Below are 24,180 nucleotides of genomic sequence, written 5' to 3' on the forward strand. Positions count from 1 at the left end.
AAAATGCTGCAACCCGCTCGCAGAAAATACCGCAAAGAGCAAAAAGGCCGCAACACCGGCGTCGCAACCCGGGGTTCCTCGGTTGCGTTCGGTGACTTCGGTCTCAAATGCACCGACCGTGGTCGCCTGACTGCTCGTCAAATTGAAGCCGCACGCCGTGCGATTTCCCGTCACGTCAAACGTGGCGGCCGTATCTGGATCCGTGTCTTCCCGGACAAGCCGATTTCCCAAAAGCCCGCTGAAGTGCGTATGGGTAACGGTAAAGGTAATCCAGAGTACTACGTGGCTGAAATCCAGCCCGGCAAGATCGTGTTTGAAATCGTTGGCGTGCCTGAAGAGCTGGCCCGCGAAGCGTTCCGCCTGGCCTCCGCCAAGCTGCCGCTGCGCACCACCTTCGTCAGCCGCATGATTGGCCAGTAAGGGGAAATGACAATGACCAAATCTACTGAACTGCGCCAAAAAGACGTTGCCGGCCTGAAAACCGAAGTCAAAGAGCTGCAAAAAGCCCACTTTGGCCTGCGCATGCAAAAAGCCACGCAGCAACTGACCAACCTTTCCACGCTGCGTTCCACGCGTCGCAGCATCGCTCGCGCCAAGACTATCCTGGCCGAAACCATCGTCAAGCAAGGAGCCAAAAAATGACGGAAGCTAAAAAATCCCTCAAGCGCACCTTGATCGGCAAGGTGGTGAGCGACAAGCGCGCCAAGACCGTGACGGTTCTGGTCGAGCGCCGTGTGAAACACGAGCTCTACGGCAAGATCGTGTCCCTGTCCAGCAAGTACCACGCCCATGACGAAAAGGGCGAGTACCACACGGGCGACGTGATCGAGATCACCGAAAGCCGCCCGATCTCCAAGACCAAGAACTGGGTTGTGACCCGTCTGGTCGAAAAGGCTGTGATCGTTTAAGTCCCGGTTCACCTGGGGCTGGCGTCAAGTCACTCGTTCAAAACGGCTCACCTCGGTGGGCCGTTTTTGTTTGCGCCGGCGCCCGGCTGATTCGCGCCGGCCGGGCATGACCTTCATGCCTCTGTCGGTTTTTGCACAGTGAGCGCACGCTTGCCGCCTCCGCACTACACTGCGGAGGTTGATTTTCAACCCACCCATTATTTTTGAGGAGCACACCATGATCAAAGTAGGCGACACCCTTCCGGCCACCACCCTGATGGAATTTTCCGAAGTCGAAGGCAACGGCTGCAGCATTGGCCCGAACCCGGTCGATGTGGCCAAGGCCGCTGCCGGCAAGACCATCGCCCTGTTTGCGCTGCCCGGTGCGTTCACGCCCACCTGCTCGGCCAAACATGTGCCTGGTTATGTCGAGAAATTCGCCGAATTCAAGGCCGCGGGTGTCGACGAGATCTGGTGCCTCAGCGTCAACGACGCCTTTGTCATGGGCGCCTGGGCACGTGACCAGAAGACCGGCGACAAGGTGCGCATGCTGGCCGATGGCAGCGCGGATTTCGCGAAAGCCACCGGCCTGACGCTGGACCTGGCGGCGCGCGGCATGGGCCTGCGCAGCAACCGTTATTCCATGCTGGTCAAGGACGGCAAAGTCGCCAGCCTCAATGTGGAAGGCCCCGGAAAGTTTGAAGTCAGCGATGCGGCCACGCTGCTGGCGCAAGCCAAGGGCTGAGGACGGATTCTTCGCCAGAAAAAAGCCACCGCGCGCGAGCCCGGTGGCTTTTTCGTCTCCGCTTTCGGGAGGCCCAGACTCCTACAGATCCACCTTGAGGTAGTGCGCTCCCGCGATGGGGTTGTGATAGTAGGGCGGGATCTCGGCAAAGCCCAGTTCGGCGTACAGCGCGCGCGCCGATTCCATGTCGTCCAGCGTGTCCAGCAGCACCGAGTGGTAGCCCGCCACACGTGCCGCGTCCAGGATGGCCTCCGCGAGCTGGCGGCCCAGGCCGAAGCGGCGAAAGGGCTTGCGCACATAGAGGCGCTTCATCTCACCGGCATTGGGATAGTCGACCGAGTCCAGCGCGCGCAATGCGCAGCAGCCGGCGACCTCGCCGTCCACCAGCGCCAGCAGAAGCGTGCCCTCGGGCTCATCGTATTCACCGGGCAGCTCGGCCAGTTCAGCCTCGAAGTTCTGGAAGCACAGGTCCACGCCCAGCTGCTCCGCATACTCGCGAAAGATCAGCCGCGTCGCGGCCAGTTGCTCCGGCGTGTCGGGCGTGATGAACTGGATGGAAGGGCGTTGCACGGATCGGCGATGAAAAGTCGGCAACCAGTTTAACGCGGTTTGCCGGCACCATTGGCTGTGGCGTCCGGTCCGCCGCTGTGGGCGGAGGGCGTCAGAACGCCGGCGCCGCCAGGGTGGAAACCCAGTAGGCCACGCCGCCGCAAATCGCCAGGATCAGCACCGCGGCCACGCGCGACACCGTGTCGTCCCGCGACGGTGGCGCTTGCACCACCAGTTCCTTGTCGCCGTGAAGCATCGCGCCCACGAGGTTGTGCTTGCGGCTCAGGTAATAGATGATGGCCGCAATGTGCAGCAGCACCAGTGCCAGCAGCACCCATTTGCCGATGTTCTTGTGGTAGTTGGTTGTCAGGCTGACAGTGGCATTCGAGACAAAGCGTGTCAGCGGGCCGGCGAACGCAATCTCGTCGTCGCTGAGCAGCCCCGTGCCGACCTGCGCCACCAGGAAGCCCAGCATGGCGAACACCGATCCGGCGCCTATCGGGCTGTGGCCCACGCCGTGCTCCGGTTTGCCCTGGCCCTTGAGGTAGTTGATGACGCTCTGCGGCGCGTAGATGAAGGCGCCGAAGCGCGACCACCGCCCGCCCACCAGGCCCCAGACGATGCGAAACAGCAGCAAGGCCAGCACCGTGTAGCCGAAACGGAAGTGCCAGACCATGGCGTTGCCGCCCACGGTGCCGGTGATGGCCAGGCCGATCACGCAGGCCACCAGCGCCCAATGGAAAAACCGCGTGGGCAGGTCCCACACACGCACCTTGTGCAGATTCTTGTTGGTGTACATGCTCACTCCTCGTTCATGTGGGTTGTTCTCTCAAGGCATTGTGCGCGGCCACCCCGCTCAGCTCTTGGTGCTTTCCCGTAGTTCATAAGTTCCTGCGGAACTTATGGCCCGCCGCTAAACTCAGCCACGTGGCAACAGGCAAAACGCGTTGCCATTGTCCCCATCTTAAGAACAAACCTCACGAGGAAAACCATGAAACTTTTCGCCAGCATCGCAGCGGCCGCCACCCTGGTGGCCATCGCCGCTCCGGCCTCCGCGCAGTTTGCCAAACCCGAAGACGCCATCAAATACCGCCAGAGCGCGCTGTTTGTCATGGGCCAGCACTTCGGCCGCGTCGGCGCCATGGCCAACGGCCGTGTTCCCTTTGACGCCAAAGTCGCCGCCGAGAACGCCGAGATCGTGGCGGACATGGCCAAGCTCCCGTGGGCCGGCTTCGCGCCTGGAACCGACAAGGGTGGCAACACCAAGGCCAAGCCCGAGATCTGGGCCGAGCAGGCCAAGTTCAAGGAAGGCCATGAAAAGCTGGTCGCTGAAACCGCCAAGCTGGCCGCCGCAGCCAAAACCGGCAACCTCGACACCCTGAAGACCGCCTTTGCCGCAACCGCCGGCACCTGCAAAGCCTGTCACGACAGCTTCAGGAATCAGTAACACCCCCGTCCAGGCTCGCTGCGTGTAGCCTGTTCCCCCCTCAAGGGGGCGGCGCCTGCGGTCTGGCAAAGCCAGTCCCGCGGCACCTGCTTGAAGGGGTAAAAGAAAAGCCGGTTCGTCTGAACCGGCTTTTCTTTTGGGGGAGGCGAAACGCTTCAGGTCTCCGCCAGCAGCCTCTCGATCAGCAGGTGCAAGGCCGCGAAGTCAGGCTCGCCCACATACTGCTTGACGATCTCGCCGCGCTTGTTGACCAGGTAGGTCGTGGGCGTGAGCTGCACGTCGCCCCAGGCCTTGGCCACCGCGCCGGTGTTGTCGATGGCCACCTTGAACGGCAGCTGGCGCGTTTGCGCGTAATTGACGACGTAGCTGGGCGGGTCGTAGCTCATGGCCACGGCCACGGTGTCGTAGCCCTGGCTTTTGTATTTGTTGTAGGTGGAAATGACCTTGGGCATCTCCGCCACGCAGGTCACGCAGCTGGTGGCCCAGAAGTTGACGAGGGTGACCTTGCCCTTCAGGTCGGCCGTGGTCTTTTTGCTGCCGTCCAGCAGCACGAAGGTCGATTCAGGCGCGGCTTGCGCGCCGGTGCATCCGGGCAGGCTGGCGAGCGCCGCCAGTGCTAAAACGCCGGCCAGCGCCATGCGGCATACTGTCCGGCTGGATGTCAATTTCATGGGAGACCTCATCATGCAACGTCGCAATTTTAACCAGGCCGGCGTCAGCGCGTTGGGCGCACTGATATTGGCCACTTACCACCAGGCCCACGCGCTGTCGCTGGGTGACCTGTCCGGCATCAGCAACGCCGATGCCAGCGCCGGCCTCAAAACCGCCCTCGAAAAGGGCGCCATCGCGGCCGTCGCCCTGCTGGGCAAGACGGATGGATTCCTCGGAAACCCAAAAGTTCGCATTCCTTTGCCCGGTTACCTCGAAGACGCGTCGAAACTGCTGAAAAACTTCGGCCAGGGCAAACGCATCGACGAACTGGTCACGTCCATCAACCGCGCCGCCGAGGCCGCCGTGCCCATGGGCAAGGACCTGCTCGTCAACGCGGTGCGCACCATGAACGTGAACGACGCCAAGAACATCCTGACCGGCGGCGAGACCTCGGTCACCACTTTCTTCGCTGAAAAAACCCGCGCGCCGCTGGGCGTGAAATTCTTGCCCGTGGTGACCAAGGCCACCGAAAAAGTCGGGCTGGCCAACAAATACAACGAATTCGCCGGCAAGGCCGCCGGTTTCGGCCTGGTCAAAAAAGAAGACGCCAACATCCAGCAATACGTCACTGGCAAATCGCTGGACGGCCTCTACCTCATCATCGGCGAGGAAGAAAAGAAGATCCGCCAGGACCCCGTGGGCACCGGCAGCGCGATCCTCAAAAAAGTCTTTGGCTCAATGAAATAAAAAGTTCTAAATTGAACGCAGGCCACCGGCAGGCCTGCGGTTTTTCTTGGTGCGGAAACGAAGCATTTACTTACATAGTGTTGGTAAATATGCCCACACGGGAAATGCCTTAAGAGGCGCGGCTGATAAACGTGATCTGATGGCGACTGGTTGCAGTAACGATCAGGAGGACAGCAGCCGTGAAAACAACAACAGGGATGTTGGCGGGCCTCGGTAGATGCCGGCCATGGGCGCCGCCTCGCAAGGCCGGCGCGCACGCCGCCGCAAAGGCTGGCGGCTTGCCGAGGCTTCTGCTGGCGGCTACGGCGCTCTGCGCATCCCACGCCGCCACCGCCGCGCCTTTGCTCGATGAGCCCATACAGCCGGTCCCGCTGACGCTGAAGCAGGACCCGGCCCGCGCCGACATCGGGCGGCAGCTGTTTCGCGATGTCCGCCTGTCCGGCAATGGCCGCGTCTCCTGCGCCAGCTGCCACGACCTCAGCAAGGGCGGCGGCGATGGCCGCGACCGTTCGGTGGGACTGAACGGCGGGCTTACCAGCGTCAACGCCCCCACGGTGCTCAATGCCGCGCTCAACTTCAAGCAATTCTGGAACGGCCGCGCCGAGTCGCTGGAAGCCCAGGCCGACCACGTCATGCAGAACCCGGTCGAGATGGGCTCGAAGTGGGAAGAGGTGGTCCAGAAGGTGTCGCAGGATCCCAAGTACAAGAGTGCATTCGCCGCCGCCTACAAGGACGGCGTGACCAAGACCAATATCCAGAACGCCATCGCCACCTTCGAGCGGACCCTGATCACGCCCAACTCGCGATTCGACAAATACCTGCGCGGCGACGCCAACGCCATTACCGCCGCCGAGAAAACCGGTTATGCCAAGTTCAAGCAGTACGGCTGTGTCGCTTGCCACCAGGGTGTGAACGTGGGCGGCAATATGTTCCAGAAGTTCGGCGTCATGGGCGACTACTTCGCCAAGCGCGGTAGTCCCACGGAGGCAGACCTCGGCCGTTACCTCGTCACCAAGGTCGAAAGCGACAAATACGTCTTCAAGGTGCCCAGCCTGCGCAACATCGCGCTCACCGCGCCCTATTTCCACGATGCCTCGGCGAAAACCCTGGACGAGGCCGTCGACGTCATGTTCCGCTACCAGCTCGGCCGCGTCGCCTCCAAGGAAGACAAGGAGTCCATCATCCGCTTCCTCAACACCCTCACCGGTGAACTGGACGTCAAACCGTGAAAAAACCGAATCGACTGGCCTGGATGCCCATGGCGGCGGTCACCGCCGTGCTGCTGTCCATCCTGGTGTTCCTGTACGCCAAAACCCAGAGCTTCGACGAGTCGCATTTTTTTGAGGACATCGCCGTGCTGCGCCACCTGAAGCAGCTCGACGCGCAATGGGAACTGGACGTGCTGAAGTCCAGGATAGGCGTCAACGCGCACTACGATGCGCTGGCCGACAACCAGGGCGAGATGGCTCGGCTCATGGAGCAGCTCCAGTCGGACACGGACGCCCACAAACACGAGGCATCCGGGCAGGCGGGCAAGCTCCCGATACTGCAGCGCGCCATCCAGGACAAGGCCGCCCTGATCGAGCAATTCAAATCGAACAACTCGGTGCTCCGGAACTCGCTGGCCTTTCTTCCCACCGCGGCGGAGGACGTCCAGCAGTCGCTAGGGCCGGGCCGGGGTGCCGCGCAGCCGGAGTTCCGGCAGATCTCGGCCGGCGTGAACAGGCTCTTGCTCGCGAGCATGCTGTACAGCCAAAGCCCGACCGGCGACAAGGGGGCCGAGATTCAAGACGAACTGAGCCGGCTTGAAGGCGGCATGCAGCTTGTGCCGCCGGGCGTCAGGGACAGGCTGGGCATTTTCCGCGCGCATATCCAGACCATCCTGCGCGAGCAGAAAACAGTCAACGAACTCCTCGTGGGCATTTCCGCGGCGCCGACCGGAAAACTGCTCGATGACGCGCACGATGCATTGACGGTCGAGCAGCAACAGGCCGGGGCGGAAGGCGAGCGCTACGGCCGCTACCTGCTGATTTTTTCAACGGTGCTGGTGGCGCTGCTGCTGTACGCGGCGGTCGACTTGATCGGCAGCCACTCGATGATCCAGCGCGTGAACCAGGAACTCCAGGGCGCCAATGAGACTCTGGAGCAGCGCGTGCGGGAGCGCACCATGGCGCTGGACGCCAGTGAAACGCAGCTGCACCAGATCACCGACACCGTGCCGGCCCTGATCGCCTACATCGACGCCGAACAGCGCTTCCAGTTCTACAACCTCGCTTACGAGGAACGCTTCGGCCTCAAGCGCGAGCAGATCCACGGCAAGACCATGCGCGAGATGATGGGCCGCGAACTCTATGAAAAAGAGCGCGGCAAGATCGAGGAAGCCCTGGCCGGCTACGCGGCGCAGTATGACCGCACCCAGGAAACCGCCGACGGCCAGATGCACGACTACGTCATGCAGTACTTCCCGCGCTATGGCGAAGGCGAGGACGAGGGCAAGGTACTGGGCTTTTATTCGCTGGGCACCGACGTGACCGAACTCAAGCGCATAGACCGCATGAAGAGCGAGTTCGTCTCCACCGTCAGCCATGAGTTGCGCACGCCGCTGACCTCCATACGTGGCTCGCTGGGCCTGATCGTCGGCGGCGTGGCCGGGGACCTGCCGCCCATGGCCAAGAACCTCGTCAGCATCGCCACCAGCAACTGCGAGCGGCTCATCCGGCTGATCAACGACATCCTGGACAGCGAAAAAATCGAGTCCGGCAAGATGCGCTTTGACATGCAGGTCATAGAGCTGGTGCCGCTGCTGGCCCAGGTCCTGGTGGCCAATGAGGGCTTTGCGGGCCAGCACAAGGTCAAACTGGCGCTGGATGTCCAGGCCGAAGGGGTCATGGTCAGCGTCGACAGCGACCGGCTGACCCAGGCCCTCACCAACCTGATCTCCAATGCCGTGAAGTTCTCACCGGCGGAATCCTGGGTGTACGTCAGGCTTCTGTGCAGCGCCAGGCGGGTCAGGGTCGAGGTGGCCGACAGCGGCCCAGGCATCCCCGAGGAATTCCGCAAACGCATTTTCCAGAAGTTCTCGCAGGCCGACACCTCGGACACCCGGCAAAAAGGCGGCACCGGCCTGGGCCTGAACATCTCGCGCGCCATTGTCGAGCGCATGAACGGCAGCGTGGGCTTCACTTCGCAAACCGGCGTGGGAACGGTTTTCTATTTTGAGTTGCCCGAAGCGGTGGCGCCGCCGGTGGAAGAGGCCGGCGTAGCCGCAAGCAGGATCAGGGACGGCGGGCCGGTGCGGCCCCTCATCCTGGTGTGCGAGGACGACCCCGACATCGCCCACCTGATCAAGCTGATGCTCGACAAAGGCGGATTCGATTCGGACATGGTCTACCGCGCCGCGCAGGCCATGGAGCAGGTGGTGAAACGGCCCTACGCCGCCATGACGGTCGACCTGGGCCTGCCCGACCTCGACGGCATCAGCCTGATTCGCGCGCTGCGTCACGAGGAGCGCACGCGCGACCTCCCCATCGTGGTGGTGTCCGCCAATGCCGAGGCCGGTGAACTCGAATTCAACAACCAGCCGCTGGCGGTGTCGACCTGGCTCGAAAAGCCCATCGACGAAAACAAGCTGATCCTCAGCCTGCAGCGCGCCATCGCCAACATGGCCGAAGGCCGGCCGCGCATCCTGCACGTTGAGGACGACCTGGACATCCAGCGCATCGCCGCGACCATCGCCCAGGACTTCGCGACCTTTGAGTTCGCCGGCAGCCTGCAGGAGGCGCGCGAACAGCTAGGCAAACACCACTACGACCTGGTGCTGCTCGACCTGACGCTTAAAGACGGTTCGGGCTGGGAACTGCTGGACACGATAGAGGCGCTGAACCCCGCGCCGCCCATCGTCGTGTTTTCTGCGAGCGATGCGGTTGCCACGGAAACCCAGCGCGTCGAAGCGGTGCTCGTGAAAGCCTACACCTCCAATGACCAGCTGCTGCGCACCTTGCAGCGGGTGCTGGACGAAAGCCTGTGGGGGACGGTGCACCCGCCTTTGAGTGTCTAGAATGTCCACCGCGTCCAGGCTCACTGGCACGTAGCCTGTTCCCCCTCAAGGGGACGGCGCCTGGGGCCGGCGAAGCCGGACCCGCGGCCCCCACCTGGATATGACATCATCATTCCATCCTATGGCCCACTTCGCCCACACCTACCGCTACGCCGAACCTTCGTCACTGGACTTTTCCAGCGGGGCGCACATCAGGCTGGCCACCTCGTCCCCTGGCACAAGCCCCCACCCGCATTTCTTTGACGGCGTGCTGCACCAGCCCCAACTGGCCGCGCAGTTGCTCAGCGCCGTGCACCTGCTGGTGGGCTCACGCTTTTTCACGCCGGCGAACAGCGTGGGCCTGGCGATTGCGCTGGCCGATCCCGTGGTCACATCCGGCGGCGGCATGTTGCGCCTGGAAGGTTTCTCGGCCTGTTGCAGCACTTACATACGGGTGGACCTGGAGCCGCAGGCCTATGCAGGAGACGTCGTCGGCAAGGGAACGACCAATATCGACTTCAACGCTCCCATGCGTGCCGCGCTAGCCAAGGTAAGGGATGCCGATAGCCTGGCGCTGTCGGTCGGCAACACCGAGTTCGCGCTGCGCACGGCGGGTACCTCGGTGGTGGAGAAAAAAGTGGAGCTGCCCCTGCGCTGGTTGCGCAGCATGGTGGCCGTGCAGACCTATCAGGCCGCCATGCGCAAGGTGTTTGAAGTGGACGCCATCCCTGCCTTGCGGTTCTTGCGCAGTCTGCCCAGAGCCTCCACCAGCAAGACACCGCTCTGGGTGATGGCCGGTCCGCAGGGCCTGCGCACCACCACGCAGGGCGACGGCGCCGGTGTGCGCTTTACCGATAGCACCCGCTTGCGCGTACTGGAAAGCCTGTTGCCCAAGGCGAAAACCCTGACCCTGTATGCCGATGCCCAGCAGCAAGCCAGCGCCTGGTGCCTTGACTTTGGCAGCATGAGGCTGACGCTGGTGCTCAGCGCCGAGGTCTGGCGAGGATTCTCGGGTGAGGGCCAGGCGTTGAATGCGCTCATGCTGGCGGACGACCGCCGTCCTCTTTCCACGGTGCGCGCGCAACTCAACTGGCAAGCCGCCTTGCATGCCGACGCACTGGCCGCGCAGTTGCAATGGCCAGTGCCCGATGTAGACAACGCTTTGCAGATGCTGGGCGTGGCGGGCCTGGTGGGATTTGATCTGATGCACAGCGCCTACTTCCACCGCGTGTTGCCCTTTGACTTGAGCCTCCTGGAAGACATGTCACCCCGCTTGGCCGACGCCCGCGCGCTCCTGCGTGAGGGGGCGGTGCATCTGGTGTCCGCCGCACCACTGGAAGCTCTTGTGCGCAGCGCCGACGTGAGCTACCGCGTGCGAGAAGTGGACGGCCTGATGCGTTGCACCTGCCCCTGGTTCGCCAAGCACCAGGGTGAACGCGGCCCGTGCAAACACGTGTTGGCCGCACAGGCCGCGCTGAACTTGAACCCTTCCGAGTCCCCCTAGAACGATGCCAGAAACTGATCCACAGCCTGCCTGCGATTCGCCGCTCGAAGTTCGCATATTGGCTGGCGACATCACCGGCGTGATGGACCTGGTCGATGCCATGGACTCCGCCGAACGCGCCGTCAACCTGCGGGTGGTGGAGCGGCTGGTGCACGCGCGCTGGCGCATGCTCAAGGCCTTGGACAAGCACCAGGCCAACCGCTTGTTTCGCGCCATTGACCTGGCCCGTTTTCTGTGCTCGTCCGAGCATCCACCGGCAGACTACTGGATGCACATCGGCGTGCAGGACATTGCGGCCTTCAGGCAACGCTACCAGCCCGCGCCGTCAAGCCAGCCCATTGAAAAGCAACTGCGCGGCGAGCACAACTGGCATTACCGGCGCCATATTCACCGGGCCATCGTCGCCGGGTTGATCGAGCGGCCGCAAACCGATGAGTACGTGCAAGCGCTCTTTTTTGGTGACTTGCGGGCCGAGTCCAACATTGTCCTCAAGCATGTGGACGCAGACCCAGGCTTGGCCCCGTATCTGCTGCAATTGTTTGACCACGAGGGCACATCGGATGGCAGCTTTGCAGCCGTTGAAAAATATTGCCATGACCCGGCGTTGACCTGGACCCAGACCTTCCTGACCCTGTGCGAACGCGGCGTCTATACACGGACCCAGTTACTGGATAAAACCTTGGGCGCCCTGGCCTGCGACTGGCCGCAGTTCAAGTCCGGCTGGTTCTCGCGCTTCCACGAGAGCCTCGCCCCCACCGTGGATGAAATGGCCGTCTTTGCCCCTCGCTACCTGGCGCTGTGCCATAGCCGCATTGCGCCCACCGTGGGCCTGGCCATGGATGCCCTCGCACGCTTGTACAAGGACGGCCATATAGATGACGCGCAGGTTTGTGAGGCCATGCAGCCCGTGGTGACCTCCGCAATCAAGGGCCGCGTGCTGTCGGGGCTGGAGCTGTTGGGCCAGGTGGTGAAGAACACGCCCGCGCGTGCCGCGAGCATCAGCGCCATGGCCGCGCACGCCCTGGCTCACACGGCGCCGGACGTGCAGAAGAAGACCATCGCTTGTTTGCAAAGCTGGGGACTGGACGCTGCGGGCCAAGAGGTGGCGCGTGGCTACCTGCCGTTTGTGGCGGCCGTCAACCAGGCCGCCCTGGGCAAGCTGGTGGGCAGTGCGGGAGCCGTTGTCACGACAACCATGAGCGCACCGGCAGGCGCCGGTTTATCCGCCCCTTCATTGCCTTCGGCGCCTGCCAGGCTCTCGCCGCTTGACGCCAGCCGCGCGTTGCAACCCCTGGTACACGTGGCCGACCTGGTCGAGCGCCTGGCCTACGCGTTGGAAAACCCGGACGATGTGGACGAGTGGGAGCGTGTGGCTGAAGCGTTGGTGCGCCTGGCCCCGATACCCGCAGCAGACCAGGCTGCGTTCCTGGCCTTGAAGAAGCGCGCCAGGCGTCTGGAATGGGATAACAAGCCACTGGGCTTTGCGCTGGCCCAACTCATGGCCTGCGCATTGGGCGGCGAAGCCACTGCCACAGAGCCAATGGCCTCGGCGGGGGCGGCCGAGGCCGGCCTCAAGGCCGGCACACATCGCTTCATTGCCCAGCGCACGCTCAGCCTGATGGCGCAAGCGGCGGCCGGCCTGGGGCTGACACCTCTTTCCGCACCCACACACCGTGGGGGCTTCATAGACCCCAGGCAGCTGGTGGCACGCCTCGCGGCCTGCCAGCAGGCGGGCACGGCCTTACCTCTGTCCGAGCCGGTGTTTGCACTGATGCGCCTGGTGCCCGCCAGCATGGACTCGGACGCCGCCCGCGACGCGTTGCAACAGGCGCGTTCGCTGAAGGATCAGCCTGTGGTGCAAGCGCTGCGCTATGCGCTGGGGGACACAGTGACCGTGCCGCATGATGCCGCTGAGCAGACGTTGTTTGTGGCCGCCGCCCGCACACGTTCGCCCGGCACGGACGATGCGCTCACGCTCGCAGCGTTCGGCAGCGTGGGGCCCAACGGCCCCGCCGCCGCGCAACTGGACTGGCATGTCAGCAGCAGTGAGCCCAGCGAAGCCGGCTACGAATTCCGCACCCTGTATGTCACCTGTATGCCCGAGCTGCGGCCGGCAGAGCCGCACCACTACGGTATTGCCCTGTGTGCCAAACACCTGACGCACGAGCAGTGGCAAACCGAACTCGACGCATCGACCATTCGCTTTGCCGCCAGCCTGCAGCCCGCCAACCTGGAACCATTCTTTGCGGAAGGCGCACGTGCCTTGGGCAACAATGTGGATTGGTGGGAAGCGGAGTGGCAAAACCGTGCCTACCTGGACGTACTGCTGGAGCCCACCACGCCCATGACGCCTATGGCTTGCCTGCTGCTGGCTGTGGGCCTGGCCGGCAAAGAGCCGGGACAGACGGCGCTGGCGGTAGACGCGTTGGCGCGCAGCGTGCAAGACGGGCGTCTGGACGTGACGGCCATGGGTCAGACACTGGCGCGCCTGTGGGCTACGCCGCTGGTCAAAGGCCCACGCCTGGCAAAGAGCCTGACAGCCGCCGCGCAGGCCCATGCCGCCATGCCCGCCGCCGTGTTCGCGCTGCTGTGCGCCATGGCAGAGGTGCAGCCAGGCGCACCGCGCAAAGACCTGTCGCCCCTGCTGGAGCTGCTACTGGAACTTAAGCTGGCGCAAGGCCTGGCTTTGCCGGCCACCACGCGTACGGCACTGCAGGCCATGCGCCTGAGCGGCAAAAGCAAACTCGCCGTAAAAGAAATCCTGAGCTAAACAGATAGATCCCCCTGTCCAAGCTCACTGCGTGTAGCTTGTTCTCCCCTCAAGGGGACGGTGAACTAGATCCACCCCTGTCCGGGACTCACTACGTGTAGCCCGTTCCCCCCTCAGGGGGCGGCGCCTGGGGCCGGCGAAGCCGGACCCTCGGCCCCCGCTGGTGAAATATTCCCACTGCATACGCCCTGAATCTTCAACCCAGCATGAGCCGCGGGACTGGCTTTGCCAGACCGCAGGCGGGCGGCCCCCTCGGGGGCAGCGACCCACACGCAGTGGGGCAGCGTGGGGGCTCTACTTCTTTTGCGTGGCGCGGTAGACCTGCATCACCGTTGCGAAGTCGCGGTCGAAATTGATCGGCAGGAAGGTGTCGTTGCCGGGCAGCTGCTTCTTCAGTGTGGGCGAGAAGCTGTAGTTGAACGAGCACTTCTTGACCCTGGCCTGCAGCTCGGGCGACACCTCTTTGTTCATGGTCCAGGTTTCCGTCATGAAGGGCGGGCTTTCCCAGATCGTGCGTATGCTCGAGCCCTTGACGTCGCCCTTGACGACCATGCGCTGGTACAGGTCGCTGGCCACGGCCGCGGCGGGGAAGAAGCCGTGCATCACGCCCGTCACCGAGCGCTCATGCCCGTTCGAAAAAACCACCTCGTAGTCCTTGTCCGGTGTCAGGCCCAGGGCAGGGAACAGCACGCGGGGCGCCAGGTTGCCCGAATTGGAGGTCGGCGTGGTGTGCGCGATCTTTTTGCCGATCAGGTCCTTGGGCTCCTTGTAGGGGCTGTCGATACGCGTGATCAGGATCAGCTTGTAGGAGTTGCGCTGGCCGGTGGCCTTGTTGCCCGGCACGCCGAATGGAGCGGCCTGCCCGGCGGTCACCATCTGCGCGGCCAGGCCGGGGTTCACTTGCCCGATCTGGGCTTTGCCGGTCGAAAGGGCTTCGACCAGTTCTTTTTCGCCCAGGATGTCCACGTTGCTGGTGCGCTCCAGCGAGTCGCCTTGGGCGTTCTGCAGTTCCACATTGGCGCAGCGCGACAGGTGGCTGAAGTAGTCGCCCCACAAGGCCATGGTCTCGGTCTTGCCGTAGGTCTTGGGCATGGCCACCACCATTTTTTCGCGCGGGCCTGAATATTTTTCGACCGCCGCCGCCGCCGCAGCGGCAGAGGCTTTGGCCTTGGAAGGCGGACGCGGGTTCTCGGTTTGCGCCACGGTGGAACCCAGAGCCAGGGCCGTGCCTGCCAGCACCGCCGCATTACGCCAATAAACCGTCATGTCGTACATCCCAAAAAGTTATTGCTTGAACCGCAACTGCGGAAAGCACGGCCGCGAAGCCGTTCAAGCAGTGTGCGCCCAAGTTAACTTTTACTTACAGGTCAGCTGGCTCTAAAGGGACATAAAGCGGGAATACCCCGGGCGATTCGTGGTTTTTTTGCCGAAAAATGGCGCACCAAGGTAGCGCGCAAAGCCACTTTCCTGATATGGCCGGTGTTACAAATTCCGCCCGGCGCTCGCGGCGCGGGACGCGTCAATCTTGCCGGGCCGTCATTGCAAATCAGGCTGCTTGACCTATCGCAAGGCTTGCGCTGATGGCATGTGCGGGTGAACCGCATTTGCGCCAGATCAAGCCGCCCAAAAGGCCCCTCGGCTCCAATCAATGGCGGGAATGTTCCCGCTTCTTCTGCTGCCTATCCATGAAAAAACAAATCATCGTTGCCGCTGCCCTCAGCGGCCTTTTGTCGGGCGCCGCTTTTGCCCAAACCGTTGAAAGCCCCTGGCTGGTCCGTGCCCGTGCCGTCCGCCTGGACAGCGTCAACGGCGACAGCACCGGCCTCGGGCTGGCCATCAACAACAAGTGGATGCCCGAGCTCGACATCAGCTACTTCTTCACCCCGAAGGTCGCGGTCGAACTGGTGCTGACGGTTCCGCAAAAGCACACGCTGTCGTCCCGCGGCACCGCCATCGGCAGCTTCAAGCACCTGCCGCCCACGCTGACGGCGCAATACCACTTCGACCCGGTGGGTTCGGGCGCCTTCAAGCCCTATGTCGGCGCGGGCATCAACTACACCCGCTTCAGCGCGGTCAGCCTGCCGGCCGGCGTTGACATCAAACGCAGCAGCTGGGGCCCGGCGCTGCAGGTCGGCGTGGACATTCCCCTGAGCAAGCAGCTGTCCCTGAACTTCGACCTCAAGAAGGTCTACATCCGCACCGACGTGTCCGCGGGCGGCGTCAACATCGGCACGTTCAAGGCCGACCCGACCCTGTTTGGCGTGGGGCTTGGCTGGCGCTTCTGAGCAGGCGAGGGGTCGGGCGCCTTTCCTGACAAGCGCCGTTACAAATTGGGCCCAGCGGCTGCCGCGCGGGACGCGTCAATCTTGCCGAGCAGCCACTGCAGGCCGGCCAGGTGCTGCTGGTCGTGGCTGCACAGGTAATGCACCAGGCTGCGCAAGCTCAGGGCGCCGTAGCCTTCGAATTCCGCCCTGCGGTCCAGCTGCTGCGGCGTAACGGCCGACAACATCGCCATGGTTTTCAGGCGCGCCGCACGAAACGCCGCCAGGGCTTCCCGCGCATCGGCTGTTGCGTAGTTGCGCTCCTTCTCGAGCTCGTAGCCATCCAGCGACACGAGCACCGGATTTGTCTCGGTGAGCGTGCGTTGAAGCCGCACGTGATAGCCGTCGATCTCGATGTCCCTGACGTGGCAGACCTGGCCCAGCGCCGAAAAAGTCTCGCTCGGGATGCCGTCCCATGACGGCGGCGTCCAGTGGCTGTGGCTTTCGGGAATGGCCGCGTAGAACTGCTCGAGCTGGTTCGGGAAATCTGCCATGGCCTGCAGGGTGGCGGTATTCAAGGGGGCGCTCATGGCTTGTCGCTCCGCACCGAAGGCCAGAGCAGCGCTTGCGCCACGATCACCCGCTCGCCATTGAAGGTCGCCGCCGGCGAGCCGTAGAGTGCATAGCCCAGCGCCAGCGCTTCGCTGACCCGGTGGCAGAAACTCGCGTCATCGGGACCCGTGAGGAGGCGATAGGCGGGAAGGCCGTCGGGCGGCGTGGTGGCGGGTGATGTCATGGCGGCAAGCGGCGAATGAACGGAGGGCGATATTACCGTGTCCGTTCAAACGCTGCATGAGCGCCGCCCTCAGGCCTTGGCCATGCCCGGCAAGGCCATGGCGCGGCCTGGCGCCGGCATACCGGTGAACGCAAAATCCACTTCCGGCACACGCCCGCTCACGATGTCGGCAATCGCCGCACCCGAGCCGCAGGCATGCGTCCAGCCCAGCGTGCCGTGGCCCGTGTTGAGGAACAGGTTGGAGGTTTTACTTTTGCCGATGTAAGGCACGTTGCTCGGCGTTGCCGGCCGCAGGCCGGTCCAGAACTGCGCGCCTTCGCCGTCCGTCATCTCCGGGAACAGCTGCTGCACGCGGCGCACGATGGCCTGGCAGCGCACCAGGTTCAAGTCCGTGTTGTAGCCGTTGAGCTCCGCCGTGCCGGCGATGCGCAGGCGCTTGCCGAAGCGCGAGAACACCAGCTTGTACTCGTCGTCGGTCAGGCTCACCTGGTAAGACGCCGCCTCGTTGATCACCGGCAGCGTCACCGAATAACCCTTGGCCGGGTAGATGCGCAGGCTTTGGCCCAGGCGCTTGGCCCAGGGCGCGCTGAAAGCGCCCAGGCACATCACATAGGCGTCGGCCTTCAGCGTCTCCACGCGCCCGCCCGCTTCGCCGCTGCCCCTGGCCACCTGCACGCCGTCCAGCCGGCCGCCGGCGGCCTGCACGTCCAGGATGGTGGTGTTGTAGAGAAACTTCACGCCCGCCTGTTCGCAGCGCGCGGCCAGCGCGGCGGTGAAGGCCTGGGCGTCGCCCGACTCGTCGCTGGGCGTCATGCTGCCACCGGCGATGCTGGCGCGGCACTGGGCCAGCGCGGGTTCAATCGCCACGCATTCCTCGGCGGTTTTCATGTCAAGCTCACAGCCGTGCTCGCGCATGATGCGCGCCGGCTCCTGCGCCGCGTCGTACTCGGCCTGGCTGGTATAGAAGTGCAGGATGCCCCGGGTCTGCGCGTCGTACTGCAGGCCCAGCTCTGCACGCAGTTTTTGCAACGCACCGCGGCTGTACATGCCCAGGTTCACGATCTGCCGGATGTTTTGCGCGGTGCGCGCCGGCGTGCAGTTGCGTAAAAACTCCAGGCCCCACAGCCACTGGTTCACATCGGCGCGCAGCCGGAACAGCAGCGGCGCGTCTTCGTGCGCCAGCCACTGCAGCACCTTGAGTGGTGCGCCCGGGTTGGCCCAAGGCTCCGCGTGGCTGACGGAAATCTGCCCGCCGTTGGCAAAACTGGTTTCCATCGCGGCCGCGCCGCGCCGCTCGATCACCGTGACCTCGTGCCCGCGCTGCGCCAGATACCAGGCCGTCGTGACCCCCGTGACACCTGCACCCAAAACCATGACTTTCATGGCGATTCCTTTTTTCAAGCAGAACTGACGTTGCGCAAGCGCAATGCCTGGGGGTGCTTGAATCAAAGAAGAATCATGGCAACCGCCAAGCCATCGCAGGCTTGCGGCCGCTTCCACTGTCCTTGGTACCTGAGAGATTCAGCCGCTGCTCGCGCATCGGCTTTGCTCCTTCGGTGCACCGCACCTTGCATGCGGCGTCTCTCCAGACGGCTGTGTGTTTCCGGGCAGTACGGGACCTGAGCGATTATGGAAGTTTGCGCCTTCGGTGGCCGCCCCTTGGGGGCAGCGCTCTCCTGCTTGAACGGTTTGAATTTACCATCGAAGCTTCATTTGCGAAACGCGAATCCGGCGTCCAGTACAGGTCCAGCGGGCTGATTCAGCGGCTTAATAGTAGGCTGCAGTATGGGCGTTCAGCCTTCACACACAGCGCGCACAAACGCGGCCTTGCCCTCGGTATAGGCCTCACGGTCGTTCGGGTACCGGGCCGCCAGGTCCGCCTTGAGCGCCGCATAACGTGCCGCCAACGCAGCATCCGCGCGCAGCGCATCACAAAAACGCAGGCGCTGTACCCACACCTCGCCGCCATGCACCACCAGGTGCAGGTGGTGCGTGCGATGCCCGCCGGCCCAGCGCATCAACCATTGGCGGTCCACCAGCGAGGCGTTAAATTCGGCCGATGCCGTATAGCCCTGCGCGCACAGCGGCGCCACCAGCGCCCTGGCCGCCGCCATCGAGGCCACACCGGCCAGGATGTCGATCACCGGCTTGGCCGCCAGCCCCGGCACGGCCGTGCTGCCGATGTGTTCGACGGCGATGAAATCATCGGGAAACAGCGCCAGCAGCCGTTCACGCTCGGCCTCGAACAGGCCGGGCCAGCGCGGGTCGTAAGCCCGCAGCGCCACTTCCTCGTGAATGGCGGCCTGCAGCGACTCCTGTTCCGTCATGGCGTCAGCAGCTCCTAACGCAGCGCGAAAAGCGCCGTGCGCGCCATCTCCAGCCGCTCCTCGAGGTAGGCGCCGTAAAAATCCGGGACTGCCACGCCCACCAGGGGCTCGGCCAGCTTCTGGCCCTCGGGGCCCAGGAACAGCACCGTCGGCGTGAAGCTCACCTTCCAGGTTTTGGTCCATGCCGCCGCCGTGGTGGTCTTGCCGTCGAAGCCGGTCAGCGGCGTGCTGTTGTCGTTGATATTGAGCTGCCAGGCCTCGAGGCCGGATTCATTGCGCGCGGGCAGAAGGTAGTTGCGCCGCACCAGTTCGCAATAAGGGCAACCGGGCAGGCTGACCAGCAGCACCAGCGGCCCGCCTTGTTTCTCGGCCAACCGGGCTGCTTGAGGCAGTGAAGCCGGCACAGGCAGGGTGGCGACTTTGACCGGTATCCGCGCCTGCCATGCCAGTGCGGGCAGCGCCAGGCTGCCCGCCAGCGCGGCCGTAAAGCCGCGTCGGCCCACCGCCTTCATTCAGCGCACTCCAGCAGGATATGCGCCAGCGCCGCCGGCTCGGTCACCATGGGGTCGTGGCCGGTGGCCAGGTCCACCACCCGCGAATTCGGCAGCCAGGCGCCGCCCCAGAAGGCAGGGTCGCGCGCGCGCAGCCGGCTGGGGGTGATGGTCGCCAGCGCCGGTGCTGTGCAGTTCACAAAAGTGCGCGGCACGGCCGCCACACGCTTCACGTCAAAATCCAGCGGTGCCTGGTAGGTGTTGCCCGGGTGCGGCGTCTGCCGGCGCTGCACCCAGTCGTGGTCGGCGCCCTGCAGGCCGTAGACCTCAGGGTCGGGCGGCGCAAAGCTGAAATTGGCCGTGGCCTGCGCACCCGCCATACGCTTTTGTTGCGTGGCCGCGTCGTGCGTGCTGCTCCAGCTTTCGCCCGGCTGCGGCACCACGGCATCCACATACACCAGGTGCTTCAGGCGCTCGCCCATGCGGTCGGCCACGGCCGTGCCTATCATGCCCGCGTAGGAATGCACGGCCAGCGTCACCTCGTGCAGCTCTTCCGCCTCGATCAGGTTGATCACGTCGTTGATGTGGGTATCGAGGTTGATGGCCGGCGAGAGCAGGTGGGCACGCTCGCCCAGGCCCGTCAGTGTGACGGCAAAAGCCTTGTGGTGGTCCAGCTGCAGCACCTGCGCCACACGCCGCCAGCACCAGCCGCCATGCCAGGCGCCATGCACCAGAACAAAATTGTGTTTCATCGCGTCACCTCTTTGAATCAGGTATTTGCATCAGGTCTTTGTGCGGGCCAGCCGCGTCAAATCGTTTTGCCGCCCTTTAACTCCGACAGCTTCGCGTCGGAATAGTTCATCAGTTCGCGCAGCACCTCATCCGTGTGCTGGCCCAGCAGCGGCGGCGGCAAATCGGTGCGCACCGGCGTCGCGCTCAAGCGCATCGGGCTGGAGACCAGCTTCAAGTCGTCCTTCACCGGGTGCCGCCACTCGGTCACCATGCCGCGTGCCTCAATCTGCGGGTCGGCAAACACCTCCGCCAGGCTGTTGATCGCGCCGCAAGGCACTTTCGCCGCCTCCAGCGCCGCCAGCCAGTCGGCCTTGCCGCGCGTTTTCATCACCGCTTCCAGCATCGGCACCAGCTGGCCGCGGTTCTGCACGCGGTTGCGGTTGGTGGCAAACAGCGGGTTGGTCGCCAACTCCGGAATTTTGGCCACCGCGCAGAACTTCGCATACTGCGAGTCGTTGCCCACCGCCAAAATCAAATGGTCTTTGCTGCCATCGGCCGCCGGCGCAACCTCAAACACCTGGTAGGGCACGATGTTCTGGTGCGCATTGCCGGCACGTCCCGGCGCCTTGCCGCTCACCAAATAGTTGGCGCCCAGGTTGGCCAGCATGGCCACCTGCGTGTCCAGCAGCGCCATGTCCACCTGCTGGCCCTCGCCGGTTTTTTCGGCATGACGCAGCGCAGCCAAAATCGCCACCGTCGCATACATGCCCGTCATCAAATCCGCCACCGCCACACCCACTTTTTGCGGCCCGCCGCCCAGGTCGTCGCGCTCGCCCGTCACACTCATCAGCCCGCCCATGCCCTGGATCGCGTAGTCATAACCCGCGCGGTCCGCATAAGGCCCGGTCTGCCCGAAGCCCGTGACAGAGCAGTACACCAGGCGCGGGTTGATGGCCTTGAGCGAGGCATAGTCCAGCCCATAACGCGCCATGTCGCCGACCTTAAAGTTCTCGACAAACACGTCGCAGTGCGCCGCCAGCTCCCGCACCAGCGCCTGGCCGGCGGGCTGCGCAATGTCGCAGGTCACCGAGCGCTTGTTGCGATTGGTGCCCAGGTAATAAGCCGCCTCGGTGTCGGTGCCCTGCGCGTCTTTCAAAAACGGCGGGCCCCAGGTCCGGGTGTCATCGCCCGTGCCCGGGCGTTCAATCTTGATCACGTCGGCGCCCAGGTCGGCCAAAGTCTGGGTGCACCAGGGACCCGCGAGCACGCGGGAGAGGTCGAGGATGCGGATGCCGTCTAAGGAGTTCATGGGGACATTTTGCCTCCAGCGCTGGGTAACTTCCTCTGATTGAAGGAGGCGATGCCCGGGACCATAGCCTAATATCCCAGGCTCGGCTTCACAAACGCCCGCAAGATGTTTGTGATCCGGCGAAAGCGCCGAGGCAAAACCTTCACCACAATCATCCTTATGCCTGAACAAAACCCTTATGCCCCACCCCAGGCGCAAGTCGCCGATATCGACGAGCTGGTGACCGGCGAGCATGCGCCTGCACTCTGGAACCCCAATGCCGCCGCCAGCTGGAGCCTGCTCTTTACCCCTATCTTTGGGGCTTACCTTCACATGCGCAACTGGGAGGCCCTCGGGCAGCCGGAAAAAGCCGCAAGCTCGAAGAACTGGGTGATTGGAAGCCTTATCTTTGTCCTGCTTCTTATCATCGTTCCATTGTTATTGCCGGAATCCAAAGGCATGGACGCCATTGGACGGGCGTGCGCCTTTGCGCTGCTGATCACCTGGTACTACGCCATGGGCAAGTCGCAGCAGGCATTTGTCCTGGGGAAATTCGGAAAGGCTTATCCGCGGCGTGGCTGGTCCAAGCCTTTGCTGGCGGCGGTCGGGGGCCTGATTGCCTTATTTGCAATCGTTTTTGTCGTGGCGTTTGTCATCGCCATGGCCGGCGGTGAATTCTGACGGCCGACGGGTTTTAGCCGACGAAGCGGGGACAAGAGGCGTCGTGAAGAATTTCTTTGTCATCACCGCTCTGATTTTGATACCCATCCGTGCTTTCTCGGCTGGCATTCCAGAATGTTTTGTTGGACGGTGGAAGTCCGACGAAGCATTGACACTTGAAGACTTGCGAAAGCATCCCGAGGTCACCGAGAAGGCCAGGGCACTCTTCGAGAACAAGTTCTTCGGGAGCTTGGTCCTGGTCTTTGGGCCTGGCTATGGCGGTTGGTACCTTGAAGGGGAGCAGACTCGCGCGGATATCTCCTTCGAGAAGTTCGACGTCATGGAGCGCGGAACGAACCGGGTCACTTTGCGAAGCTATACGTTGGGAGTCGAGCAGCATCAGCAATGGTTTTGCGAAAGTGGCCGGATCTACACGCACGTGGGCAGATGGGAGTTTCGCGAATATTTTTCTCCGTTGCCGTGACTCCTAATTTTTCGTTCCGCTTAAGTCAAACAGTAGTCTTAGAAGATGCGCACACCTCCGACGTTTCAGCGATGGGCTATTTGGATAGCCAGGCACTTTTGGATGATCTCTCTGATTTGCTTTACGCCCGCGCTCGCATCCTTGGGCGCTGTGTTCTTCCTGTCAAACACCGCTCAGGAGATGACTGGAACACTGCAGGCTGCAGCAACGACGGCACTGCTCACCTTTGTGTGGGTTCATCAGCTCTTTATCTCTCGGCAAGGGAAAGCCACAAAATTCTTGGAGTTTTGGCCAGTTTCCCTCATACGACTTGCGCTGTTTATGGTCGTCACTCCTTTTCTCATTTTTATGACGATTCTTTCATCCGTCGATTTCATTCAACAACTGTTGCGGCTATAGCGATCTTGGTTCATGCTCACGCGTCGACCAAATCTACCCGCCTAACGGCGTTCAACCGGACTCAAAACTGTTGCGCAGGGAAACCTCAGCGAGGAAAGCACATTTATGGACTGGGAACCGGTCTCGGAGGCGTCTCTGTGGAATTTAATCAACGCCGCAGAGCGTCGGATGGATATTACGCAGGCAAGGCTATGGGAGGTCATTCGAATTGAACCTGCGAAGTGGTCAGAAGCGTCCTATGGAAGGGCGGGCAATGGCTTTTGGGTTGTTGCAGTCATCGGAAACATGGTTGTTTGGTACAACGACATTGAAGACGGTTTCAACCGCTCCAGGTACTCCAGCTACGGGAGCATTGGAGAGTACTTGTGCAATCAAGACGATCTGGAAATGACACTGCAACAAGTCCTCAATGCAATAGAAACCGGCAAGGACAGGGCGCCTCGGGTAGGGCCACCCATAGCAGGCGTCTTGGATGCAGAGGCCTAACCCCTCAATCGAGAAGAGTTGCCATGATGAAGAAAGGCGTTCCCGCCGCCAGCCCTGAGGCTTACGTCGTCGCCCTCTCCGGCTGGCAGCGTGCCACGATTGAGCAGGTGCGGGCGGCCGTCCTGACCGGCACCGCGCTGGACGAAGTCATCAAGTGGGGCCACCTGGTCTATCTGTCGAATGGCCCTGTGCTGCTTATTCGCGCCGAAGAAAGCCGTGTGCTGTTCGGCTTCTGGCGAGGGCAACGCCTTTGCAAAATGGATCAGCTTCTAAAATCTGGTGGCAAGTACGAAATGGCGACGAGGGAATTTCACGAGGGGGATGAAGTCAACGCGGCCTTGTCGCGCCGCCTCGCCAAAGAAGCGGTGCGGCTGAACAAGGCGCTTGGCGATCCGACGAAGCTTTAGCCATGCCCGAGTGGGAGGGGCCGGAAATGAATCTATACAAAATGAAGTGTGTCGCTGTACTACTCCTGGTTTCGGCTGTGATCGTGGGCTGTGAGGGCCTCGATTCGCCGGAAGATGCGAAGGCAAAAGAGACTCTCGTCGGGAGTTGGTACAACGAAACCAAAGATTCCAGCGAGCGCGAGATCAAAATGGTGGTGACACTCGATGCTTCGGGCACTTTTTCGGCCCGGGAGCTCATCACGGGAGAAGCCAAGGAAGAGAAGAGCTCGGGGCCCTGGTATGTCACTGAGGGGCTGCTCAAGCTTCAGACCAACGAGATCGATGGCAGGAAGCTGGGTACCCGAGAGTCGCTTTTTTTCACCTGCAAGCTGGTGGATCTGCATCCCAAGGGATTCGCATGCGTTCAGGCGAACGGAAACCGCCGGTTCCTGTTTCGCAGGGTTTCGAATGACTTCGCACTGTCCTAGCATTTCAATCGGCGCGAACCCATCCGCGACCCTCGGCTCTCGCCAA

28 protein-coding genes and 1 riboswitch are annotated in these 24,180 nt (G+C 62.9%); of the genes, 17 read left to right on the forward strand and 11 right to left on the reverse strand.

All coding sequences use genetic code 11. The features are described from left to right. Positions 1–3: 3 nt before the first annotated feature. The 4 genes from rplP to ACSQ27_RS12435 all read left to right on the forward strand — a co-directional run bounded on the left by rplP (position 4) and on the right by ACSQ27_RS12435 (position 1,632). Positions 4–420 carry a 50S ribosomal protein L16 gene (gene rplP, locus ACSQ27_RS12420; protein WP_007866520.1) on the forward strand — a complete coding sequence of 139 codons (417 nt, stop codon included), beginning with the start codon at positions 4–6 and terminating at the stop codon, positions 418–420. A gap of 12 nt (positions 421–432) precedes the next feature. Continuing rightward, complete coding sequence (gene rpmC / locus ACSQ27_RS12425) at positions 433–642, forward strand: 50S ribosomal protein L29 (protein WP_431098894.1); 210 nt, start codon at positions 433–435, stop codon at positions 640–642. Further along, entirely contained in the window at positions 639–908 is a 270-nt protein-coding gene (rpsQ, locus tag ACSQ27_RS12430; protein ID WP_092130381.1) for a 30S ribosomal protein S17, read from the forward strand. Before rpmC ends, rpsQ begins: the two co-directional genes overlap by 4 nt. A 217-nt stretch (positions 909–1,125) precedes the next feature. Next, complete coding sequence (locus ACSQ27_RS12435; protein WP_436155805.1) at positions 1,126–1,632, forward strand: peroxiredoxin; 507 nt, start codon at positions 1,126–1,128, stop codon at positions 1,630–1,632. An 81-nt stretch (positions 1,633–1,713) separates the two neighbouring features. On the opposite strand, the gene ACSQ27_RS12440 is transcribed toward ACSQ27_RS12435, so the two are convergent. Both ACSQ27_RS12440 and ACSQ27_RS12445 read right to left on the reverse strand, forming a co-directional pair. Further along, on the reverse strand, positions 1,714–2,202 hold the full coding sequence (locus ACSQ27_RS12440; RefSeq protein WP_436155806.1) for a GNAT family N-acetyltransferase: 489 nt from the start codon (positions 2,200–2,202) through the stop codon (positions 1,714–1,716). Between the two features lie 91 nt (positions 2,203–2,293). Further along, positions 2,294–2,980, reverse strand: coding sequence for a cytochrome b/b6 domain-containing protein (locus ACSQ27_RS12445; RefSeq protein ID WP_436155807.1), 687 nt, complete (start codon positions 2,978–2,980; stop codon positions 2,294–2,296). Positions 2,981–3,172: 192 nt separating this feature from the next. On the opposite strand from ACSQ27_RS12445, the gene ACSQ27_RS12450 reads away from it, so the two are divergent. Next, positions 3,173–3,628: a c-type cytochrome gene (locus ACSQ27_RS12450; protein WP_436155808.1), complete on the forward strand. Its 456-nt coding sequence runs from the start codon at positions 3,173–3,175 to the stop codon at positions 3,626–3,628. Between the two features lie 155 nt (positions 3,629–3,783). On the opposite strand, the gene ACSQ27_RS12455 is transcribed toward ACSQ27_RS12450, so the two are convergent. After that, entirely contained in the window at positions 3,784–4,299 is a 516-nt protein-coding gene (locus ACSQ27_RS12455) for a TlpA disulfide reductase family protein (protein ID WP_436155809.1), read from the reverse strand. 13 nt (positions 4,300–4,312) lie between these two features. Between ACSQ27_RS12455 and ACSQ27_RS12460 the strand changes: the two genes are divergently transcribed. The 5 genes from ACSQ27_RS12460 to ACSQ27_RS12480 all read left to right on the forward strand — a co-directional run bounded on the left by ACSQ27_RS12460 (position 4,313) and on the right by ACSQ27_RS12480 (position 13,336). Next, positions 4,313–5,026: a DUF4197 domain-containing protein gene (locus ACSQ27_RS12460; protein WP_436155810.1), complete on the forward strand. Its 714-nt coding sequence runs from the start codon at positions 4,313–4,315 to the stop codon at positions 5,024–5,026. A gap of 278 nt (positions 5,027–5,304) precedes the next feature. Beyond that, on the forward strand, positions 5,305–6,255 hold the full coding sequence (locus ACSQ27_RS12465; protein WP_436155811.1) for a cytochrome-c peroxidase: 951 nt from the start codon (positions 5,305–5,307) through the stop codon (positions 6,253–6,255). Beyond that, positions 6,252–9,083: a DAHL domain-containing protein gene (locus tag ACSQ27_RS12470; protein ID WP_436155812.1), complete on the forward strand. Its 2,832-nt coding sequence runs from the start codon at positions 6,252–6,254 to the stop codon at positions 9,081–9,083. Before ACSQ27_RS12465 ends, ACSQ27_RS12470 begins: the two co-directional genes overlap by 4 nt. Positions 9,084–9,204: 121 nt before the next feature. Continuing rightward, positions 9,205–10,566, forward strand: coding sequence for an SWIM zinc finger family protein (locus ACSQ27_RS12475; protein ID WP_436155813.1), 1,362 nt, complete (start codon positions 9,205–9,207; stop codon positions 10,564–10,566). Positions 10,567–10,570: 4 nt separating this feature from the next. Then, entirely contained in the window at positions 10,571–13,336 is a 2,766-nt protein-coding gene (locus ACSQ27_RS12480; protein ID WP_436155814.1) for a DUF6493 family protein, read from the forward strand. A gap of 294 nt (positions 13,337–13,630) precedes the next feature. On the opposite strand, the gene phnD is transcribed toward ACSQ27_RS12480, so the two are convergent. Next, positions 13,631–14,602, reverse strand: a complete 972-nt coding sequence (gene phnD, locus ACSQ27_RS12485; protein ID WP_436155815.1) for a phosphate/phosphite/phosphonate ABC transporter substrate-binding protein — start codon at positions 14,600–14,602, stop codon at positions 13,631–13,633. Between the two features lie 419 nt (positions 14,603–15,021). Here phnD and ACSQ27_RS12490 point away from each other — a divergent pair, with 419 nt between their 5' ends. Next, positions 15,022–15,621 carry an OmpW/AlkL family protein gene (locus ACSQ27_RS12490; protein ID WP_436155816.1) on the forward strand — a complete coding sequence of 200 codons (600 nt, stop codon included), beginning with the start codon at positions 15,022–15,024 and terminating at the stop codon, positions 15,619–15,621. Between the two features lie 38 nt (positions 15,622–15,659). On the opposite strand, the gene ACSQ27_RS12495 is transcribed toward ACSQ27_RS12490, so the two are convergent. The 7 genes from ACSQ27_RS12495 to ACSQ27_RS12525 form a co-directional block, all read right to left on the reverse strand. Further along, a complete protein-coding gene (locus ACSQ27_RS12495) occupies positions 15,660–16,187 on the reverse strand; it encodes a DinB family protein (protein WP_436155817.1) in 528 nt (175 codons plus the stop codon). Further along, the gene (locus ACSQ27_RS12500) at positions 16,184–16,393 is read right to left on the reverse strand and encodes a DUF1737 domain-containing protein (protein WP_436155818.1); all 210 of its coding nucleotides are present in this window, start codon (positions 16,391–16,393) and stop codon (positions 16,184–16,186) included. Before ACSQ27_RS12500 ends, ACSQ27_RS12495 begins: the two co-directional genes overlap by 4 nt. Before the next feature lie 69 nt (positions 16,394–16,462). Beyond that, positions 16,463–17,782 carry a D-amino acid dehydrogenase gene (locus tag ACSQ27_RS12505; protein WP_436156235.1) on the reverse strand — a complete coding sequence of 440 codons (1,320 nt, stop codon included), beginning with the start codon at positions 17,780–17,782 and terminating at the stop codon, positions 16,463–16,465. A 101-nt stretch (positions 17,783–17,883) separates the two neighbouring features. Further along, a riboswitch (glycine riboswitch) is annotated at positions 17,884–17,992 on the reverse strand. Between the two features lie 194 nt (positions 17,993–18,186). After that, entirely contained in the window at positions 18,187–18,720 is a 534-nt protein-coding gene (locus ACSQ27_RS12510; RefSeq protein ID WP_436155819.1) for a GrpB family protein, read from the reverse strand. 14 nt (positions 18,721–18,734) lie between these two features. Beyond that, positions 18,735–19,232 (reverse strand): hypothetical protein, encoded by a 498-nt coding sequence (locus ACSQ27_RS12515; RefSeq protein ID WP_436155820.1) that lies wholly within the window; start codon positions 19,230–19,232, stop codon positions 18,735–18,737. Then, positions 19,229–19,963 (reverse strand): alpha/beta fold hydrolase, encoded by a 735-nt coding sequence (locus tag ACSQ27_RS12520; protein ID WP_436155821.1) that lies wholly within the window; start codon positions 19,961–19,963, stop codon positions 19,229–19,231. The genes ACSQ27_RS12515 and ACSQ27_RS12520 overlap by 4 nt, the downstream gene beginning before the upstream one ends. Before the next feature lie 56 nt (positions 19,964–20,019). Next, entirely contained in the window at positions 20,020–21,252 is a 1,233-nt protein-coding gene (locus tag ACSQ27_RS12525; protein WP_436155822.1) for a CaiB/BaiF CoA transferase family protein, read from the reverse strand. Positions 21,253–21,411: 159 nt separating this feature from the next. On the opposite strand from ACSQ27_RS12525, the gene ACSQ27_RS12530 reads away from it, so the two are divergent. From ACSQ27_RS12530 to ACSQ27_RS12555, 6 genes are all read left to right on the forward strand, one after another. Further along, on the forward strand, positions 21,412–21,912 hold the full coding sequence (locus ACSQ27_RS12530; protein WP_436155823.1) for a hypothetical protein: 501 nt from the start codon (positions 21,412–21,414) through the stop codon (positions 21,910–21,912). Positions 21,913–21,955: 43 nt separating this feature from the next. After that, on the forward strand, positions 21,956–22,375 hold the full coding sequence (locus ACSQ27_RS12535) for a hypothetical protein (RefSeq protein WP_436155824.1): 420 nt from the start codon (positions 21,956–21,958) through the stop codon (positions 22,373–22,375). 102 nt (positions 22,376–22,477) lie between these two features. Continuing rightward, complete coding sequence (locus tag ACSQ27_RS12540; RefSeq protein ID WP_436155825.1) at positions 22,478–22,774, forward strand: hypothetical protein; 297 nt, start codon at positions 22,478–22,480, stop codon at positions 22,772–22,774. Positions 22,775–22,879: 105 nt separating this feature from the next. Further along, entirely contained in the window at positions 22,880–23,260 is a 381-nt protein-coding gene (locus tag ACSQ27_RS12545; protein ID WP_436155826.1) for a hypothetical protein, read from the forward strand. Between the two features lie 23 nt (positions 23,261–23,283). Further along, the gene (locus ACSQ27_RS12550) at positions 23,284–23,667 is read left to right on the forward strand and encodes a DUF1801 domain-containing protein (RefSeq protein WP_436155827.1); all 384 of its coding nucleotides are present in this window, start codon (positions 23,284–23,286) and stop codon (positions 23,665–23,667) included. Between the two features lie 2 nt (positions 23,668–23,669). After that, positions 23,670–24,134, forward strand: coding sequence for a hypothetical protein (locus ACSQ27_RS12555; protein WP_436155828.1), 465 nt, complete (start codon positions 23,670–23,672; stop codon positions 24,132–24,134). The last annotated feature ends 46 nt before the right edge of the window (positions 24,135–24,180 follow it).

It is taken from the genome of Polaromonas sp. LjRoot131, from assembly GCF_964252805.1.
In the GTDB taxonomy this organism is placed as follows: domain Bacteria; phylum Pseudomonadota; class Gammaproteobacteria; order Burkholderiales; family Burkholderiaceae_C; genus Polaromonas.

Excerpts from the sequence above, each read along its gene's own strand:
- rplP (WP_007866520.1), top strand. The coding sequence starts at position 4 with ATGCTGCAACCCGCTCGCAGAAAATACCGCAAAGAGCAAAAAGGCCGC.
- rpmC (WP_431098894.1), top strand. The coding sequence starts at position 433 with ATGACCAAATCTACTGAACTGCGCCAAAAAGACGTTGCCGGCCTGAAA.
- rpsQ (WP_092130381.1), top strand. The coding sequence starts at position 639 with ATGACGGAAGCTAAAAAATCCCTCAAGCGCACCTTGATCGGCAAGGTG.
- ACSQ27_RS12435 (WP_436155805.1), top strand. The coding sequence starts at position 1,126 with ATGATCAAAGTAGGCGACACCCTTCCGGCCACCACCCTGATGGAATTT.
- ACSQ27_RS12445 (WP_436155807.1), bottom strand. The coding sequence starts at position 2,980 with ATGTACACCAACAAGAATCTGCACAAGGTGCGTGTGTGGGACCTGCCC.
- ACSQ27_RS12450 (WP_436155808.1), top strand. The coding sequence starts at position 3,173 with ATGAAACTTTTCGCCAGCATCGCAGCGGCCGCCACCCTGGTGGCCATC.
- ACSQ27_RS12455 (WP_436155809.1), bottom strand. The coding sequence starts at position 4,299 with ATGAAATTGACATCCAGCCGGACAGTATGCCGCATGGCGCTGGCCGGC.
- ACSQ27_RS12460 (WP_436155810.1), top strand. The coding sequence starts at position 4,313 with ATGCAACGTCGCAATTTTAACCAGGCCGGCGTCAGCGCGTTGGGCGCA.
- ACSQ27_RS12475 (WP_436155813.1), top strand. The coding sequence starts at position 9,205 with ATGGCCCACTTCGCCCACACCTACCGCTACGCCGAACCTTCGTCACTG.
- ACSQ27_RS12480 (WP_436155814.1), top strand. The coding sequence starts at position 10,571 with ATGCCAGAAACTGATCCACAGCCTGCCTGCGATTCGCCGCTCGAAGTT.
- phnD (WP_436155815.1), bottom strand. The coding sequence starts at position 14,602 with ATGACGGTTTATTGGCGTAATGCGGCGGTGCTGGCAGGCACGGCCCTG.
- ACSQ27_RS12490 (WP_436155816.1), top strand. The coding sequence starts at position 15,022 with ATGAAAAAACAAATCATCGTTGCCGCTGCCCTCAGCGGCCTTTTGTCG.
- ACSQ27_RS12495 (WP_436155817.1), bottom strand. The coding sequence starts at position 16,187 with ATGAGCGCCCCCTTGAATACCGCCACCCTGCAGGCCATGGCAGATTTC.
- ACSQ27_RS12500 (WP_436155818.1), bottom strand. The coding sequence starts at position 16,393 with ATGACATCACCCGCCACCACGCCGCCCGACGGCCTTCCCGCCTATCGC.
- ACSQ27_RS12510 (WP_436155819.1), bottom strand. The coding sequence starts at position 18,720 with ATGACGGAACAGGAGTCGCTGCAGGCCGCCATTCACGAGGAAGTGGCG.
- ACSQ27_RS12515 (WP_436155820.1), bottom strand. The coding sequence starts at position 19,232 with ATGAAGGCGGTGGGCCGACGCGGCTTTACGGCCGCGCTGGCGGGCAGC.
- ACSQ27_RS12520 (WP_436155821.1), bottom strand. The coding sequence starts at position 19,963 with ATGAAACACAATTTTGTTCTGGTGCATGGCGCCTGGCATGGCGGCTGG.
- ACSQ27_RS12525 (WP_436155822.1), bottom strand. The coding sequence starts at position 21,252 with ATGAACTCCTTAGACGGCATCCGCATCCTCGACCTCTCCCGCGTGCTC.
- ACSQ27_RS12530 (WP_436155823.1), top strand. The coding sequence starts at position 21,412 with ATGCCTGAACAAAACCCTTATGCCCCACCCCAGGCGCAAGTCGCCGAT.
- ACSQ27_RS12540 (WP_436155825.1), top strand. The coding sequence starts at position 22,478 with ATGATCTCTCTGATTTGCTTTACGCCCGCGCTCGCATCCTTGGGCGCT.
- ACSQ27_RS12545 (WP_436155826.1), top strand. The coding sequence starts at position 22,880 with ATGGACTGGGAACCGGTCTCGGAGGCGTCTCTGTGGAATTTAATCAAC.
- ACSQ27_RS12550 (WP_436155827.1), top strand. The coding sequence starts at position 23,284 with ATGATGAAGAAAGGCGTTCCCGCCGCCAGCCCTGAGGCTTACGTCGTC.
- ACSQ27_RS12555 (WP_436155828.1), top strand. The coding sequence starts at position 23,670 with ATGCCCGAGTGGGAGGGGCCGGAAATGAATCTATACAAAATGAAGTGT.